Below are 14,572 nucleotides of genomic sequence, written 5' to 3'. Positions count from 1 at the left end.
CCCCCCCGCCCACCAGCAGGGCGAACGCCATGGGGGTGAGGCGGCGCTGGCTCTCCGCATCGCTCACCCTGGGGGAGAAGTAGAAGTAGCAGGCAAACGCCATCAGCAGGAAGGGGAGCAGCCGCTCCAGGATGGCGGCATCGATGGTCTGCACCGCCAGAGTGCCGATGGCCGCCCCGATGAAGGTGCAGATGACCGCCGGCCAGATGATGGCCCACTCAAGGAGCCCCTTGCGGGCATAAAACCAGGTGGCGGAGAAGGAACCGAAACTGCTCTGCAACTTGTTGGTGCCAAGCACCAGGGCCGGCGGCATGCCGGTGGCCAGCAGGGCCGGCACCGTCAAGAGTCCCCCGCCCCCGGCGATGGCATCGATAAAGCCGGCGATGAGGGCCACCCCGAACAGGGCGACCAGGGTGAGCAGTTCCAGTTCCATCCATAGACCTCGTGTGATTGGCGGCGCCCGGCATGGCCTGGAGCCTGAAGGAGTCAACAGGTCGCTATCCTAGCGAGGGCGGGCTCATGAAGCCAACGAAACAATGGCAGCCAACTAATTCCTTATTTTCATCAATCAGCCCGCGAGAGGGCCTGCGCCTTGATAACCGCCAGCCTCTGTAGCAGGGGCGCTTCATCCGCACCGGGCGCACGGCTTACCCGGCCAGCCATGTAGCGGCTACTGATGAGGATTAATCCAGAGCGCGGCTCTGGCCCTTGATGGCCTCCAGCCCCTCCAGCAGGGGCGCTTCATCCTCACCGGGCGCACGGCTTACCCGGCCAGCCATGTAGCGGCTGCTGATGAGGATTAATCCAGAGCGCGGCTCTGGCCCTTGATGGCCTCCAGCCCCTCCAGCATGGGCCCTTCATCAGCACCGGGTGCACGGCTAACCCGGCCAGCCATGTAGCGGCTGCTGAAGAGATTGAACCAGAGCTGCAGCGCCTGTCCCGCCCGCAGCTCCCCGGCCACTTCCAGCACGCAGGCGGCCACCTCGGCGGTGCACAGGTGCTCGTCGCTGTGGGCGACGCGCATGCCGTAGGTAGAGAGCGCATCCGGCTTGATGGCGAGCACCGGGAAGCCGTCCAGATAGGGACTCTTGTTGAACATCTTGCGCGCCTCGGGCCAGGTGCCGTCCAGCAGGATGAACAGCGGCTTCTTGCCGGGGGCCAGTACCACCTCGCCGGTCAGGCGGTCGGGCGCTTTCTCGCAGGCGGGAAAGACCACGTAGGGCTGCCAGGCGGGATCCGCCAGCAGGGCCAGCAGCTCGGGATGGGGTTCGGTACGCGACCAGAGAAAGGCCCAGGTGGAGTCCGGCAGCACGTCGGCGATGAGGCGCCCGGTGTTGGAGGGCTTCATGGGCTCGCTGTCATACATCATGAGGCAGAAACCGGCCTCGGCCTTGAGCGCCGGGCGCCAGTCGCAGGCACACCAGTCGTGGCGCAGCTGGCAGGCATCACAGCGTGGCACGCTGCCGCCACGGGCAAGAAAGGGTCGGGTCGAGACGCTCTTGCGCCAGATGCGCAGGCGGTTGACGGCGTGATCGGGGATGGGCTTCATGGAACGCGGCTCTGACGGTGCCTGTGGCGGGACAAAAGGGGGCTGATTGTAACGGCGCGCCCTCCTGGCGGCAAGGCTTGCCGGGCGGCGCCCTGCCCCCTTCCCTCCCCGCGCTCTGCCCGCTTCCCCCCATGAAAAAAGGGGCCCTGAGGCCCCTACTCACCATCCGTTGCAACCGGGTCTGGCGACATCAGACCGACTTTCGCAGGATCTGCTCCAGATAGTGCGCGAAGCTGTGGCCGTGGTGCTCCAGCAGTTTCGGGAACATGGAGATGGAGGTCATGCCCGGGAAGGTGTTGATCTCGTTGAGCAAAATCTCCCCCTCTTCGGTCAGGAAGAAGTCGATGCGCGACAGATGAGTCAGCTTGAGCTGACGGAACGCCTTCAAGGCGTACTCGTGGATGGCATCGGCCTGGGCCTGAGTCAGCCCCTCGGCCTTGAGCGCGGTCTCGGTGTGACTGGCGCTGCTGTACTTCTCTTCATAGGTGTAGAACTTGTCCTGGGGTACGCAGATCTCCCCCGGATAGGTGGCCACCAGCTCGTCACCATACTGGTAGACCGCCACTTCCAGCTCGCGGGGCTTGACTGCTTTTTCGATCAATACCTGCTCGGAGTAACCGAAGGCATCGGCAATGCCCTTCACCAGATCTGCCTCGTTGCTGGCGGAGTAGCAACCCACGGAAGAGCCCTGGGAAGCCGCCTTGATGAAGACCTTGCCCCACTTGGCCAGCGCCGCTTTCGCCTCGGTCAGGCTCGCCTCGCCCTGCTCGGTCAGGAACAGGTAGGGGGTATTGGGGATGCCGATGGCGGTGAGCCACAGCTTGGTGGTGATCTTGTTGAAGCACACCTTGCTCGCCTCGGCGTCACAACCCAGATAAGGCAGGCCGGCCAGCTCGAGGAAGGATTGCAGATCGCCGGTCTCACCGGGATAACCGTGGATGCAGGGCACCACGTAGTCCACCGGACGGGCCACGCTGTCGAACGAGAGCAGCTTGTCCAGCCCCAGCTTGCACTCGCGACCGTCGGCGCTGAGCCAGCGGTCGGCAAACATCTCGACCCGGGTCACTTCGATGCCGGGCAGGAGCCCGAGCTGTTTTTCGAGGAAATTGGCGCTGCGCAGCGAGACTTCGTGCTCGGAGCCGCCACCGCCGCACAGCAGCAAGACATGCATGTTCTTCATTAGATGTGATCCCTTGGGAGAAGTGGCTTCGTCATCACCATGTCAAACCCAACCGCATGAAAACCGGACGAAGCCAGAAACGAACATAAGTGCGGGCAGTGTAGCAAGGGAGGGGAAGCCTTGTCAGCCGATGGGGCGCACCTCCCCCTGCCCGGGCAGATAAAAGTCTCTTCCTGTGTCAGAAACAGGATGAAATGCGCTCAGCGGGGGGGATCGACCCGCCCGGCGCCATTGCCGTTGACCCGAAACCAGCCGGCAATGCTGTAGCGCTCCCGGCTTGCGGGCAGCACCTCGTGGGGAAACTCTTCAGACAGGAAGAGCACCAGCCGCCCGCCCCGGGGGGAGACATCCATCAGAAACTGCTCGCAGTCGTCATAGACCCGCAATATTCCCCCCGCCTCTGGCTGCCAGTCGTTGTTCAGGTAGAACACCGAGGTGAGCCGGCGGTTGGATCGCCCGGCGAAGGCGTCGCGATGGGTGGCGTAGAAGTCTCCCTGACGGTAGCGGGCAAAGTGGGCCTCGTAGTCGAACAGCCCCAGCATCAGGCTACGATTGGCGGCCAGACGCAGGGACTCCATCCGGGCCAGATAGTCGGCCACCGGCGCGCCGAGGGAGGCGTCGAGCCAGTGGATCTGATCCCGACGGATATCGCGGTTGTCCTGATGCAGGGTCTCGCGCCCGATCCCCGCCGGTCGCCACTCGTCCGGCAGGCAGGCCTTGAGGGCATCCACCTCGGCGGCGGTTAAAAAATCATCCACTATCACCCAACCCCGGGTGTAGATGGCATCCATGACGGCTTGATAGTCCAAGATAGGCTCGCAGCGAGGGGAGAGAGTGCGCTTTGTAGCGACTTCGGACCATCGGCACAAACCGGATTGCTTCTCTTGAGAAGTCCCGCCATCAATAGGAGTCTGGGGGGAACAGACGCCCTCCCCCTTGCTCCCCGGCCCTCGGCCCGTTAACGTGCAAGGATTGTCCCCGGGCGCCTTGTCGCCCCTCTTGCATCAGGAGAAACCATGCCCCTGCCCCTCATCCCCCTGCAACGACTCGATGGCACGGCCTGGTCCACCGCCGATCTGCAGGGCCGTGTCGTGCTAGTGGTCAACGTGGCAAGCCGCTGCGGTTTTACCCCCCAATACACCGGGCTTGAGGCCCTCTATCGCCAGTTCGGCCCCCAAGGCTTCGAGATCCTGGGCTTTCCCTGCGATCAGTTCGGCCATCAGGAGCCGGGCGATGCCGAGGAGATCGCCCGCTTCTGCTCGCTCGACTACCCTGTCAGCTTCCCCCTGATGGCCAAGTGCGAGGTCAACGGCGCCGGGGCCCACCCCCTCTATCGCTGGCTCAAGGAGCAAAAGCCCGGACTCCTTGGCAGCGAGGCCATCAAGTGGAACTTCACCAAGTTCCTGATTGACCGTGAAGGCCGGGTGGTGGACCGCTTCGCCCCCCAGACCAGGCCGGAGGATCTGGTGCAGGCCATCGAGGGACTGCTCTGACGGGCGTGCGCCGAGGCCAGGGGGGCCCCTCTTAGCGCCCCCTGGCCTTTCCCTGCCGGGATGGCCGTGGCAACCCTGCTCGCGACACGGCTGCTGCGCGTGCGCCTCGCATCTGCTATATTACGCGCCCACTGTCTCTTGTGCGGTCGCTTTGCCGGGCTCAGGCCCAGCCTCGATGGCGGCCCACCCTATTTTCCATGTCGTGACGGACCAAGGCTGCCGTCACCCGTTGAGCCCAAGGCTCGGAGTGTCCCTCGAACATGTCATTCAATGAACTGGGTCTGTCACCGCACATCCTGCGGGCCGTCAAGGAGCTGGGTTACGAACAACCCACCCCCATCCAGCAGCAAGCCATTCCCGCCATCCTGGCCGGGCAGGACGTGCTGGGCGGCGCCCAGACAGGCACGGGCAAGACGGCCGGTTTCACCCTGCCCATGCTTCATCGACTGCTGGCCAACCACGGCCGTGGCGGTCGTCGCCAGGTGCGAGCACTGGTGCTGACCCCGACCCGGGAGCTGGCCGCCCAGGTGGGCGAGAGCATCATCAAATATGCCCACCACCTGCCGTTTCGTACCCTGATCGCCTATGGCGGCGTCAGCATCAAGCCGAACCTGGACGCCATCAAGCTCGGGGTCGACATCCTGGTCGCCACACCGGGCCGCCTGCTGGATCTGCTGACCCAGGGCGCCCTGACCCTGAGCGCCCTCGAGGTGCTGGTGCTGGATGAAGCGGACAGAATGCTCGACATGGGGTTCATCACCGACATTCGCCGCATCATGAAGGCCCTGCCGGAGGAGCGTCAGACCCTGCTCTTCTCCGCCACCTTCTCCAATGACATCAAGGCGCTGGCGGACGATCTGCTCAAGGATCCCACCCTCATCGAGGTGGATCCCAGCAACACCGCCGCCGAGCAGGTAAGCCAGCGCATCATCCAGGTCGATCGGGAACGCCGCCGGGAGATGCTCTCCCACATGATTGGCCGTGGCAACTGGCAGCGGGTGCTGGTGTTCGTGCGCACCAAGCAGATTGCCGACAGGCTCGCCCAGCAGATGCAGAAAGATGGCCTGGATACGGTCGCCATCCACGGTGACAAGAGCCAGGGGGCCCGCAACCGGGCGCTGGCGGATTTTCGTGAAGGCAAGGTGCGGGTGCTGGTTGCCACCGACATCGCCGCTCGCGGCCTGGACATCGATCAACTGCCCCACGTGATCAACTTCGAGCTGCCCCAGATGGCGGAGGATTACATCCACCGCATCGGCCGCACCGGCCGCGCCGGCCGTGGCGGCGAGGCCATCTCTCTGGTGAGCCAGGACGAGCTGGGTCAGCTCAAGGAGATCGAGGCGCTGATCGGCCAATCCCTGACCGTGGAGATCCTGGAAGGATACGAGCCGAGCGGCAAGCCGAGCCGCCAGACCCTGCCGGGCAGCAAGCCGGTGCAAAACCCGCCCCGCGCCCGTGGCCATGCCAACGCCAAGGGCAAACCCGCCGCCGGGAAAGGCAAGGGGGATGGCGCCAAGAAGCCGGCTCAGCCTGCGCAAAACAAGTCCCGCAAGCGGGAAGTAGTGGGCGAGGACATCGGTTTCGCCCCCATGCGCCGTCTGCCCAAGGCCCAGCGGGGCGACTATCAGGACAACTCCAACGAGGAGTGAGACGGTGCGAGCCCTGCGTCCTGAACAACAAAAAACCGCCCGAGGGCGGTTTTTTCATGCTCTAGCGCCCTTAACCGGCGGCCAAGGCCATGTGCAGCAGCGGATAGGGCTTGCCCTGGCCATCCAGGGGGGAGCGCCCCGTCACCTCGAAGCCCAGGTGCTGGTAGAAGCCGACAGCCTGGGCATTCTGTTCGTTGACGTCCACGCGAGTCGCCCCCAGACAACGGATGGCGTGGTCCACCAGCTGGCGGCCGACCCCGCCCCCTCTCGCCTCGGGAGCGATGAACAGCATCTCGATATTGCCCTCAGCCACCCCGATAAAACCGACGATCACGCCATCCTGCCTGGCGCAATAAAGGCGCACGGCATCGAAATAGTGTTCGAGGATGAGAGGCTTGAGGGTGGCGATGTCTTCCTCTTGCAGGAAGTGATGGGTAGCGCGTACCGAGGCCTCCCAGAGAGCGATCAGGGCCGGGTAATCCCCGGTTTGTGCTGGTTCTATCTTCATGAATTGTTGGCTCAATTTATGGCAAAAGCGCCGATGCTAAGCCTTGGGGCCGAACCTCGTCAAGGTGCAGCCCTGGGCCTCTGCCTGCTTGATGACAAACCCCTTCTCGATGCCCGCCTTGAAGCCCAGCTTCTCATAGAGGCGATGGGCTTCATCGCGCCCTTCCCCCGAGAGCAGCATCACCTTGTAGCCATCCAGCCCCCAGGCCAGGGAGAGCGCCTGTTCAAGCACCTTCTGGCTCAGCCCCTGGCGTCGGAACGCAGAGGCCGTTACCACGTGCTCTATGATGCCAAAGGGCCTGCCGCCGTTGCTCAGGGTCGGGATCACACCGAGCTGGCAGGTGGCGGCGAGCTCACCGCCCACCTTCGCCACGATGATCCGCACCTCGGGCCTGGCCAGCAGGCTCGCGAGCGTCTCCCTCGCCATGGAAAGCGGCATCACGGGATCCCGTGGTCTGAGCTCGGCGTAAAGGCTGAGCAAGCCGCCAGATCCTGCTCCCTGCACTCTCTGATCACCACCATGGCAACCTACCTGATCTGCCACTCCTCTTTCGGCTGATCATGCATGACGCCAGCATGGAGTGTGCGCAGGCATAATAGAGAAAGAAGATGCCTCCCCAGGTTGGGAAGGCATCGCGATCAACGGGTCTTGACCGCCTGGAGCAGGACAGAGACATCGGCGCCAACGCGGCGGGTCGCGATGGCTTCGCGAATGTCGCTCTCGCTGTAGCGACTGGCGGGGTAGACCACCACGCAGGCGGTGTCACCGGGAGCGAGGAAGTGGGTCTCGCCAAAGGGGGTGTAGCGGGTGGCGCCAATGCTGATGAGCGCATGGGCCGGGCGCCCCGCCTGGGCCAGCAGCCCCTGGATATGCTCGGCCGGGCCTTCGTCCTGCTGATGGTTGAACTTGTCGATGGCCCACGCCAGCAACTGACCGTGGAAGTAGCTGTAGTCCACCGCCGCGCTGTCGATCCCGTAGGGGTGCAGCTCCCCGTCCCGCTCCAGATAGCAGGCGATGCGGTAGTCATCGAGCTCGCATCCTGCGGCAAAGTGGGTCAGGGGCAGCAGGTTCGCGGCCAGCCCCTTGCTCTCTTCACCCCAGTTCTTCTTCTCGCTGATCTTTTTGGCATTGGGGCGACGGATGGAGCAGTCGTTGTAGGCGCCAAACGCCTTGGGATGGATGGCCACCACCTGCTCCCCCGCGTACTCCAGCTCGCACCACAGTGCCACCTCGGGTTCAATCTGCACCTTCTCGTCCCCGCTCACCGCCGCCTCCGGCAGGAAGATGGCATCGCCGCTCAGGGGAAAGACCCCGAGCTGGCCGGGATGGTTCGGCACATAGAAGGGGAACAGCGCCTTGGGGGCGACCTTGTCGTCAACCTTGACGGCGACGAAGTCCGCCGCCTCCCCTGCCTGCTCCAGGTGACCGGCGAAGTTGCCCGCCACGCCCAGTCCGATAAAGGGGGTCTGTGAGGTGATCTGCATCTGTGGCTCCACTGGCGCGGCCGGGGCCGCCGCCTCGTTGTCGTTGTTCAGGGCGGAAATACCGCCAAAGAGGGAGCTTATTAGAGCACAGCCCCCGTACGGCGCCCAGCCACCGGGCCACAAGCTGTGCACCAGGGCGGATTTCCCCTCACCATCTGGTCATAAAGTCAGCAGTCGATGCGAAGCTGTGATCCCGATGCTTGGGAGAGCCCGGCACTTTTGCTAGGCTGCCCTATTCATTTGCCGTTCGGGAGCCGTCGCAAGGCCATGGCCACCCACTTTCAGGGGCGCTTCGAGGTGGAGTTCAAATACCGCCTGACGGACAGCGCCGCCTTTGTGCATACCCTCACGGCCCTCAGCCCCGAGGTGATGGTGGCGGACAATCATGAGCAGGACTGCTACTTCGACACGGCAGATGGCGCCCTGGCCCGGGCAGAGAAGAGCCTGATCATCCGCACCATGGCCCCCAGCGGCATCCGGCTCTGGATAGTCAAAGGACCCGGACCCGATCGCTGCGAGGCGGTCAACATCACCGATGCGGACAAGGCGGCCAGCATGGTACGCACCCTGGGCTACCAGCCGGTGCTGACCATCGACAAGCGGCGCAGCATCTATTTTCTGGGGGCCTTCCACGTCACGGTGGATCACCTGGCAGGCGTCGGTGATTTTGCCGAGCTCGCCATCATGACTGACGACGAGACCGCCCTGCCCGCCTACCGCGCGCAGTTGCTGGCGCTGGCTAGCCGGCTGGGACTGGCGCCCGAGATGCGGGAAACCCGCTCCTATCGCACCCTGTGCGAGCAGCGAGCCCCCCCCTTTGACAAGCGGCAACAAGAGGAATCTGCCCATGATCGACAAACTCGCCTGGCTGACCTTCAAGGAGGGACAACTGCTGTGCGCCCGCTCCCACGGCAAGGACATCTACTACATTCCGGGGGGCAAGCGCGAGCCGGGCGAGAGCGACGAGGCGGCCCTCGTTCGTGAAATCGAGGAAGAGCTCGCGGTCATCCTGAAACCCGACACCCTGGCGTTCGCCTGCGAGTTCAGCGCCCAGGCGGACGGCAAGCCGCAAGGGGTGAATGTCAATCTGCGTTGCTACACGGGGGACGCCGACGGCACGCCCGTCGCCTCGGCGGAGATCGCCGAGCTGCGCTGGCTGGACAGCCGCCACCTGGCCGAAGTCTCCCCCGTCTCCCGCCTGCTGTTCCAGTGGCTGGCAGCGCAGGGACTGATCCATTAAGAGACGGCGCACCTGACCGGATGATAATAGCACCGGCAGGAGAGTCCGCGCCCGAGACGTTAATCCCCCACGTGGGCCAAGAGAGAAGATGAGGACATTCAATGGAGATCCTTGAGGTCGAGAGCACCAGAGGCATCAAACCGGCGCTGATCGCCCTGCTGCAAGATTGCGTGGCCAGCGGTGCCTCGGTGGGCTTTCTGCCTCCCCTGCAGGAAGAGCAGGGGCTGGCGTACTGGCAAGGCATCGAGGGGGAGCTGGCGGATGGAGTGCGCAAGCTCTGGGTGGCGTTTGATCAGCACCATCTGGTGGGCGCTCTGCAGCTCTCCCTGTGCACAAAGGCCAACGGGGGCCACAGGGCCGAAGTGGAAAAGCTGATGGTCCACAGCCAGGCCCGTGGCAAGGGGGTGGGCCGCGCCCTGATGAACGCCATGGAGCAAGGGGCCCGGGACGCCAGGCGTACCTTGCTGGTGCTGGATACCCGGGTCGGCGACGTGGCCTCCAGCCTCTATCGCCAGCTCGGCTATCAGGAGGCCGGCCAGATCCCGGACTTCGCCCGCAATGGGGACGGCACCCTCGCCGCCACCCAGTTCTTCTACAAGCAGCTCTGAGGCAGACGGCCTGGCAAGACCGGACAGCGTGCCGGTCTTGCCCCCTCCAAGGCTCGGCGTACATAGGTTTTTGGTTCAATCAGACTCATCGGCAAGGAGCCATCATGATATTGGAAGTCGCCCATCTGCAGATCATTCCCGGCAAGGCCACTGACTTCGAGCAGGCCTTCGCCCGAGCCCAGCACATCATCAGCGCCATGCCCGGCTACCTGGGCCACCAGTTGCAGCGTGCCCTGGACGATCCCCATCACTACCTGCTGCTGGTGCAGTGGGCGCGGCTGGAAGATCACACCCGGGGGTTCAGGGGCTCCCCCCGGTACCAGGAGTGGAAGGCCCTGCTGCACCACTTCTACGACCCCTTCCCCAGGGTCGAACATTTTCAGGATGCAACACCGATCAGTGCCGCAAGCTGAACCTTGATCAGCTCGTCCCGTCACGGGCTGATCAATGGCGTCAGGCCAGGCGCTCGGCCCTGTGGGCAATCTGCGGCTCGGCAAAGGCGCTCTGGGCCGCGATGAGCTGCAGCTCGTAGGCATTCGCCTCCCAGGTCTGTCTCAGCACCGCATCCACCGCGGCGTTGGTGCGCTCGAAGGCGCTCACCCCATCATATCCCGCCTGCAGGTTGGCCAGCATCAGGGCGCTGATGAGATCCCCCACGCCCACCGGTTGGCGCGCGAAATCGTAAAGGGGACGGGCGATCAGATAGTCTCCCTCGGGGGTGGCAAGCAGCATCTCGAAGCGGCCGGGGACGCTGGCGGCGCGACCCAGGTGCTTGACCAGCACCATCTTCACCCCCTTCTCCAGCAACTGGCGTGCGGCGACCCGGGTCTGGGCCAGGGTTGTCAGATGGACATCGCACAGGGTCTCCAGCTCCAGCAGATTGGGGGCCATGATGTCCGCCACCGGCAGGGCCTGCTCGGTGAGAAAGCGGGTGACGCCCGGGGCGACGATGCACCCCTTCTCCGAATGCCCCATCACGGGATCGCAGAAATAGAGGGCCGCCGGATTGGCTCGTTTCACCGCCGCCACCACCGCCAGGATCTCGTCCCCCTGCTCCGCCGAGCCCAGATAGCCACTTAGCACCGCATCGCAGCGCGCCAGCACCTCGATATTGCAAAGCCCCTGGCACAAGGCGGCAATGTGGCCCGCCGGCATTGCCATTCCCTGCCAACCCGCCTCGTACTGGGTGTGGTTGGAGAACTGCACCGTATTGATGGGCCACACCTCCATGCCGAGACGGCGCATGGGGAACACGGCGGCGCTGTTGCCGGCACAGCCAAACACCACGTGGGACTGGATAGAGAGAATGCGTTTCATCGACACCACCGGACAAGAAGCCTGAGGAAAAGAGGCAATATATCGGATGAAGAGACGGCTCTTCCAGCAATTAACGCCCTGACTCCCTATTTATGCTTCTGCAGGCTTAACCTGCCGCATATTTGACCCCCGCTACCCTGTTTCTGTACAACCCTGGAGCCATCTCCCCGCTGCTGCGGGGTGATAAATGTACTTGTACGTCTCTTGTCTGATGGCATACAAGGTGATTTTTAAACCAGCCATGAACAGTCGGGATCAAGGATGAGGTCCGATGAAAAGGCGCCAGTCGGCAGTCGGCAGTCGGCAGTCGGCAGTCGGCAGTCGGCAGTCGGCAGTCGCAAAGTAAGGCAACAAGGGCAAGGGTCAAGGAGACGTCGGAAGATCACAGGACAAAGGCGGCCTCCCCTTGCCTGACACCGTGGCAACGGCAAGCCATACGCAGTGGCGACAGCAAGTCACGTCACCAGTGCCGTGACTGCAGCGAGTCGCCAGCAGTCGTCAGAGGGAGCGCGGTGCTTGGGCGTCTCAATCCCGGGCGAAGTGGTAGACCCAGCCTTCGTCCGGTGCCATCTCCTCCGGCAGGTCCACCAGAGCAGGCAGCGAGGTGACGGCCCCTTCGGCCGCATATTGCAGGGCCATCAGGGCGCAGAGCGCGGCATCATAGGGATCCGTTCCAGGGATGAGGATTGCTGGCAGGTGGGGTTGCAGCTCGGGCCGCACAGCAGAGGCTTTGCCCCCCATTTTGGCCAGGGCGGGATAGACCTCCAGCACCGCGCGCCCGGCAGCCCTCGCCCGTTTTGGCACCAGTTGCAGATCCCCGAGGCGCGGCAGCATGGAGAGGGCCAGGGTGGCGTTGTTGCCGAGCCTGTCGAAGGTGGCGGAGAGGGGCTTCTTGCCATAGTGCTGATAGAGCCAGCGCTCGCAATCCCGGTAGGCGTAAGGGTTGTCAATCTCCCGCTGGGGCACGGGAAAGCCGCTCCCCCACCCCGCCAGCAGATCGGCGAGGGCGCGGGGAAAGGCCAGGGGCGCATCGATGCCGAGAGCAAGGCGCGGGCAGGCCAGCACCTGCATCAGCGCCACCTCGTCTTGCAGGGCCGGGCGCAGCAGGGCATCCAGATCCGGCGCGACCCGGGAGCTCAGGCGAAACAGGGGGGAGATCCCGAGCCAGTGCAGACGCGACTCCCGGGCCTGCCAACCCACCACCGCCACCGCCTGGGCATTGCCCTGCCAGCCCCTCACGTCCCAGCCGATGCCGATGGCGTCCATGTGTTCCGTTGTCATGCCCCTGTTACCTCTGTGCAGCCTTGATGGAGCACAGGGTAATGGCTGCCCCTCCTAAAGCAAGGGCAAGTTGGTCCCTAGAAGGATTTCTTGAAGTTGATCAGGGGCAGAATGGGGAAGATGCCGTTCTCGGCGTAGTTGGCCAGGCCAATCTGCAAGCCGTCCAGGTGCTTGGTGGCATTGACGAATCCCAGCTGGAACGTGGTGCGTTCGGCATAGTTGACGAAGCCGACGTTGGCCAGGGCATTGCCCTGGGCGATGTTGACCGCCCCCCAGTTGAGCCCCTTCACATTGTTGGTCAGGTTGACGAAGCCCAGATTGAGGCCGGTATCCTGCCCTTCGTGCCAGTTGACGGCGTTGATGGCGACCCCGCCAAACTGATGGCGCACCCGGCTCGCGCCAAAGAACACACCAAGCTGCAGGCCGGTGAATTGATCCACGTCGGAGAGGGCGAACACCGGCAGATCGATCCCCTTCACCTGGCCGGTGCGGCCGTAGAGGAAGGAAGCCCTTGCCCCTTCCACCTGATTGGACGAGGGCAGGTTGACACCGGGCAGGGAGATCTGGACCGGCGTGCTGGCCTGGGCGACACCGGCGAGGGTCAGGGCACCACAGCCGAGCAGCAGGGCGAACGGTTTCATCGGGGATTCCTTGTGAAGAGGGTGTGGCTCAAGGGTACCAGCGCAGGCCCCGGGGAACGAGACCCCGCCCCCTGCCCTGCGTCACCTCTCGTCTGAACCCGGGGATGGCTCTCTCGGCGGATTGGAAAATTCAAACAGAAACTAACATTTATACCAAAGGTGGATTGGTTGCAGAATTCTCAAACGTGTGTTTGAACAGAGCAAACAACACGTAACACAGGGATGACGTGCTGTACCCGCAAGAAGGGTCGATTGACCCGCAAAAACAGTGTTCTGCCGAACCGGAGACCCATGATGAATATGGACGTGATCAAGAGCTTTACCGAGCAGATGCAAGGCTTTGCCGCTCCCCTCACCCGCTACAACCAGCTGCTGGCCAGCAACATCGAACAGCTGACCCGGTTGCAACTGGCGTCCGCCAATGCCTACGCCGAACTGGGGCTCAACCAGTTGCAGGCCGTCGGCAAGGTGCAGGATGCCCAGAGCCTGGCGGCCCTCGGCACCGTGCAGCTGGAGAGCGCCAGCCAGCTCTCCCGCCAGATGCTGGATGACATCCAGAAGCTCAGCACCCTCGGCCAGCAGTTCAAGGAAGAACTGGATGCCCTGACCGCAGATGGCATCAAGAAGAGCACGGGCAAGGCCTGATAACCCCTGGCTGCCCGTCTTGCGGGCAGCCACATCTCCCCACGACTCGACAGAACGGGCAAGTGCCCGCCCCGGGCGTGGGTGAAGGAGAACACATGAGCCAATCATCTTACGGCCCGCTGTTCGAGGCCCTGGCCCACTACAACGACAAGCTGCTGGCCATGGCCAGAGCCCAGACCGAGCGCACCGCCCAGGCCCTGCTGCAGACCAGTCTGGACGATCTGGGCCAGGTGCTGGAGCAGGGCAGCCAGCAGCCCTGGCAGCTGATCCAGTCCCAGATGAACTGGTGGCAGGATCAGCTCAAGCTGATGCAGCACACCCTGCTCAAGAGTGCAGGCCAGCCGAGCGAGCCGGTGATCACCCAGGATCGCAGCGATCGCCGCTTCAAGGCCGACGCCTGGAGCGAGCAACCCCTCTATGACTACCTCAAGCAATCCTATCTGCTGACCGCAAGACACCTGCTGGCGGCGGTGGATGCCCTGGAGGGCGTGCCCGAGAAGAGCCGGGAGCGACTGCGCTTTTTCACCCGCCAGTACGTCAACGCCATGGCTCCCAGCAACTTCCTGGCCACCAACCCGGAGCTGCTCAAGCTCACCCTGGAGTCCGACGGCCAGAATCTGGTGCGCGGCCTTGCGCTCCTGGCCGAAGATCTGGAGCGCAGCGCCGATCACCTCAACATCCGCCTGACCGACGAGTCCGCCTTCGAGCTCGGCCGGGATCTGGCGACCACCCCGGGCCGGGTAGTGCTGCGCACCGAGCTCTTTGAGCTCATCCAGTACAGCCCGACCACAGCGACGGTGGGCAAGACCCCGGTGCTGGTCGTGCCCCCCTTCATCAACAAGTACTACATCTTGACATCCTCCCCCACCTTAGCGCTTCGCGTCACAGGAGGGGGATTCCCATTACTGGGTGATAGCTGCTCGCGCAGTACCGGGTTCCTGCTTCATCGGGCGGCCTGATTGCACCACGCCTCCACA

General features: G+C 63.9%; 15 protein-coding genes and 4 pseudogenes. 8 read left to right on the top strand and 11 right to left on the bottom strand.

The features are described from left to right. The 5 genes and pseudogenes from C3418_RS19925 to C3418_RS19905 form a co-directional block, all read right to left on the bottom strand. On the bottom strand, positions 1-433 hold a 433-nt coding region (locus tag C3418_RS19925), incomplete at its 3' end, for a TSUP family transporter (RefSeq protein ID WP_181023128.1). A gap of 250 nt (positions 434-683) precedes the next feature. After that, a pseudogene (locus C3418_RS24540) lies at positions 684-791 on the bottom strand (DTW domain-containing protein); the annotation flags it as partial. Between the two features lie 8 nt (positions 792-799). Beyond that, positions 800-1,549 carry a tRNA-uridine aminocarboxypropyltransferase gene (locus C3418_RS19915; RefSeq protein WP_069784641.1) on the bottom strand — a complete coding sequence of 250 codons (750 nt, stop codon included), beginning with the start codon at positions 1,547-1,549 and terminating at the stop codon, positions 800-802. Positions 1,550-1,739: 190 nt separating this feature from the next. Further along, on the bottom strand, positions 1,740-2,729 hold the full coding sequence (locus C3418_RS19910) for a D-alanine--D-alanine ligase (protein ID WP_069784642.1): 990 nt from the start codon (positions 2,727-2,729) through the stop codon (positions 1,740-1,742). A 200-nt stretch (positions 2,730-2,929) separates the two neighbouring features. After that, positions 2,930-3,538 (bottom strand): 2OG-Fe(II) oxygenase, encoded by a 609-nt coding sequence (locus C3418_RS19905; RefSeq protein ID WP_069784643.1) that lies wholly within the window; start codon positions 3,536-3,538, stop codon positions 2,930-2,932. Positions 3,539-3,745: 207 nt separating this feature from the next. On the opposite strand from C3418_RS19905, the gene C3418_RS19900 reads away from it, so the two are divergent. Together C3418_RS19900 and C3418_RS19895 are read left to right on the top strand one after the other, a co-directional pair. Next, complete coding sequence (locus tag C3418_RS19900; protein WP_039038588.1) at positions 3,746-4,222, top strand: glutathione peroxidase; 477 nt, start codon at positions 3,746-3,748, stop codon at positions 4,220-4,222. 260 nt (positions 4,223-4,482) lie between these two features. Beyond that, positions 4,483-5,871 carry a DEAD/DEAH box helicase gene (locus C3418_RS19895; RefSeq protein ID WP_010674869.1) on the top strand — a complete coding sequence of 463 codons (1,389 nt, stop codon included), beginning with the start codon at positions 4,483-4,485 and terminating at the stop codon, positions 5,869-5,871. A 70-nt stretch (positions 5,872-5,941) separates the two neighbouring features. Here the strand turns inward: C3418_RS19895 and C3418_RS19890 are convergent, their stop codons facing one another. The 3 genes and pseudogenes from C3418_RS19890 to C3418_RS19880 form a co-directional block, all read right to left on the bottom strand. After that, positions 5,942-6,379 (bottom strand): acetyltransferase, encoded by a 438-nt coding sequence (locus tag C3418_RS19890; RefSeq protein ID WP_069784644.1) that lies wholly within the window; start codon positions 6,377-6,379, stop codon positions 5,942-5,944. 36 nt (positions 6,380-6,415) lie between these two features. After that, a pseudogene (locus C3418_RS19885) lies at positions 6,416-6,900 on the bottom strand (GNAT family N-acetyltransferase). A 117-nt stretch (positions 6,901-7,017) separates the two neighbouring features. Further along, complete coding sequence (locus C3418_RS19880) at positions 7,018-7,863, bottom strand: DUF5718 family protein (RefSeq protein ID WP_069784645.1); 846 nt, start codon at positions 7,861-7,863, stop codon at positions 7,018-7,020. A gap of 267 nt (positions 7,864-8,130) precedes the next feature. On the opposite strand from C3418_RS19880, the pseudogene C3418_RS19875 reads away from it, so the two are divergent. From C3418_RS19875 to C3418_RS19860, 4 genes and pseudogenes are all read left to right on the top strand, one after another. Further along, positions 8,131-8,694, top strand: a pseudogene (locus C3418_RS19875) (class IV adenylate cyclase); the annotation flags it as partial. A 16-nt stretch (positions 8,695-8,710) separates the two neighbouring features. Then, positions 8,711-9,103: an NUDIX domain-containing protein gene (locus tag C3418_RS19870; protein ID WP_010674874.1), complete on the top strand. Its 393-nt coding sequence runs from the start codon at positions 8,711-8,713 to the stop codon at positions 9,101-9,103. Positions 9,104-9,204: 101 nt separating this feature from the next. Then, on the top strand, positions 9,205-9,711 hold the full coding sequence (locus C3418_RS19865) for a GNAT family N-acetyltransferase (protein WP_010674875.1): 507 nt from the start codon (positions 9,205-9,207) through the stop codon (positions 9,709-9,711). Between the two features lie 104 nt (positions 9,712-9,815). Next, positions 9,816-10,124, top strand: a complete 309-nt coding sequence (locus tag C3418_RS19860; RefSeq protein ID WP_010674876.1) for an antibiotic biosynthesis monooxygenase — start codon at positions 9,816-9,818, stop codon at positions 10,122-10,124. A 40-nt stretch (positions 10,125-10,164) separates the two neighbouring features. Here C3418_RS19860 and pdxY read toward each other — a convergent pair whose 3' ends face one another. The 3 genes from pdxY to C3418_RS19845 form a co-directional block, all read right to left on the bottom strand. Beyond that, complete coding sequence (gene pdxY, locus C3418_RS19855; RefSeq protein ID WP_103859125.1) at positions 10,165-11,028, bottom strand: pyridoxal kinase PdxY; 864 nt, start codon at positions 11,026-11,028, stop codon at positions 10,165-10,167. A 525-nt stretch (positions 11,029-11,553) separates the two neighbouring features. Continuing rightward, positions 11,554-12,309 carry a DUF429 domain-containing protein gene (locus C3418_RS19850; RefSeq protein WP_029314586.1) on the bottom strand — a complete coding sequence of 252 codons (756 nt, stop codon included), beginning with the start codon at positions 12,307-12,309 and terminating at the stop codon, positions 11,554-11,556. A gap of 77 nt (positions 12,310-12,386) precedes the next feature. Then, on the bottom strand, positions 12,387-12,950 hold the full coding sequence (locus C3418_RS19845) for a VC2662 family protein (protein ID WP_010674879.1): 564 nt from the start codon (positions 12,948-12,950) through the stop codon (positions 12,387-12,389). Positions 12,951-13,244: 294 nt separating this feature from the next. Between C3418_RS19845 and C3418_RS19840 the strand changes: the two genes are divergently transcribed. Together C3418_RS19840 and C3418_RS19835 are read left to right on the top strand one after the other, a co-directional pair. After that, positions 13,245-13,595 carry a phasin family protein gene (locus C3418_RS19840; protein WP_041211496.1) on the top strand — a complete coding sequence of 117 codons (351 nt, stop codon included), beginning with the start codon at positions 13,245-13,247 and terminating at the stop codon, positions 13,593-13,595. Between the two features lie 95 nt (positions 13,596-13,690). After that, positions 13,691-14,473, top strand: a pseudogene (locus C3418_RS19835) (class I poly(R)-hydroxyalkanoic acid synthase); the annotation flags it as partial. Positions 14,474-14,572 lie beyond the last annotated feature (99 nt).

Source organism: Aeromonas sp. ASNIH8 (genome assembly GCF_002919855.1).
GTDB lineage: Bacteria > Pseudomonadota > Gammaproteobacteria > Enterobacterales > Aeromonadaceae > Aeromonas > Aeromonas caviae.
This window is presented reverse-complemented; position numbering and strand designations above follow the sequence as displayed.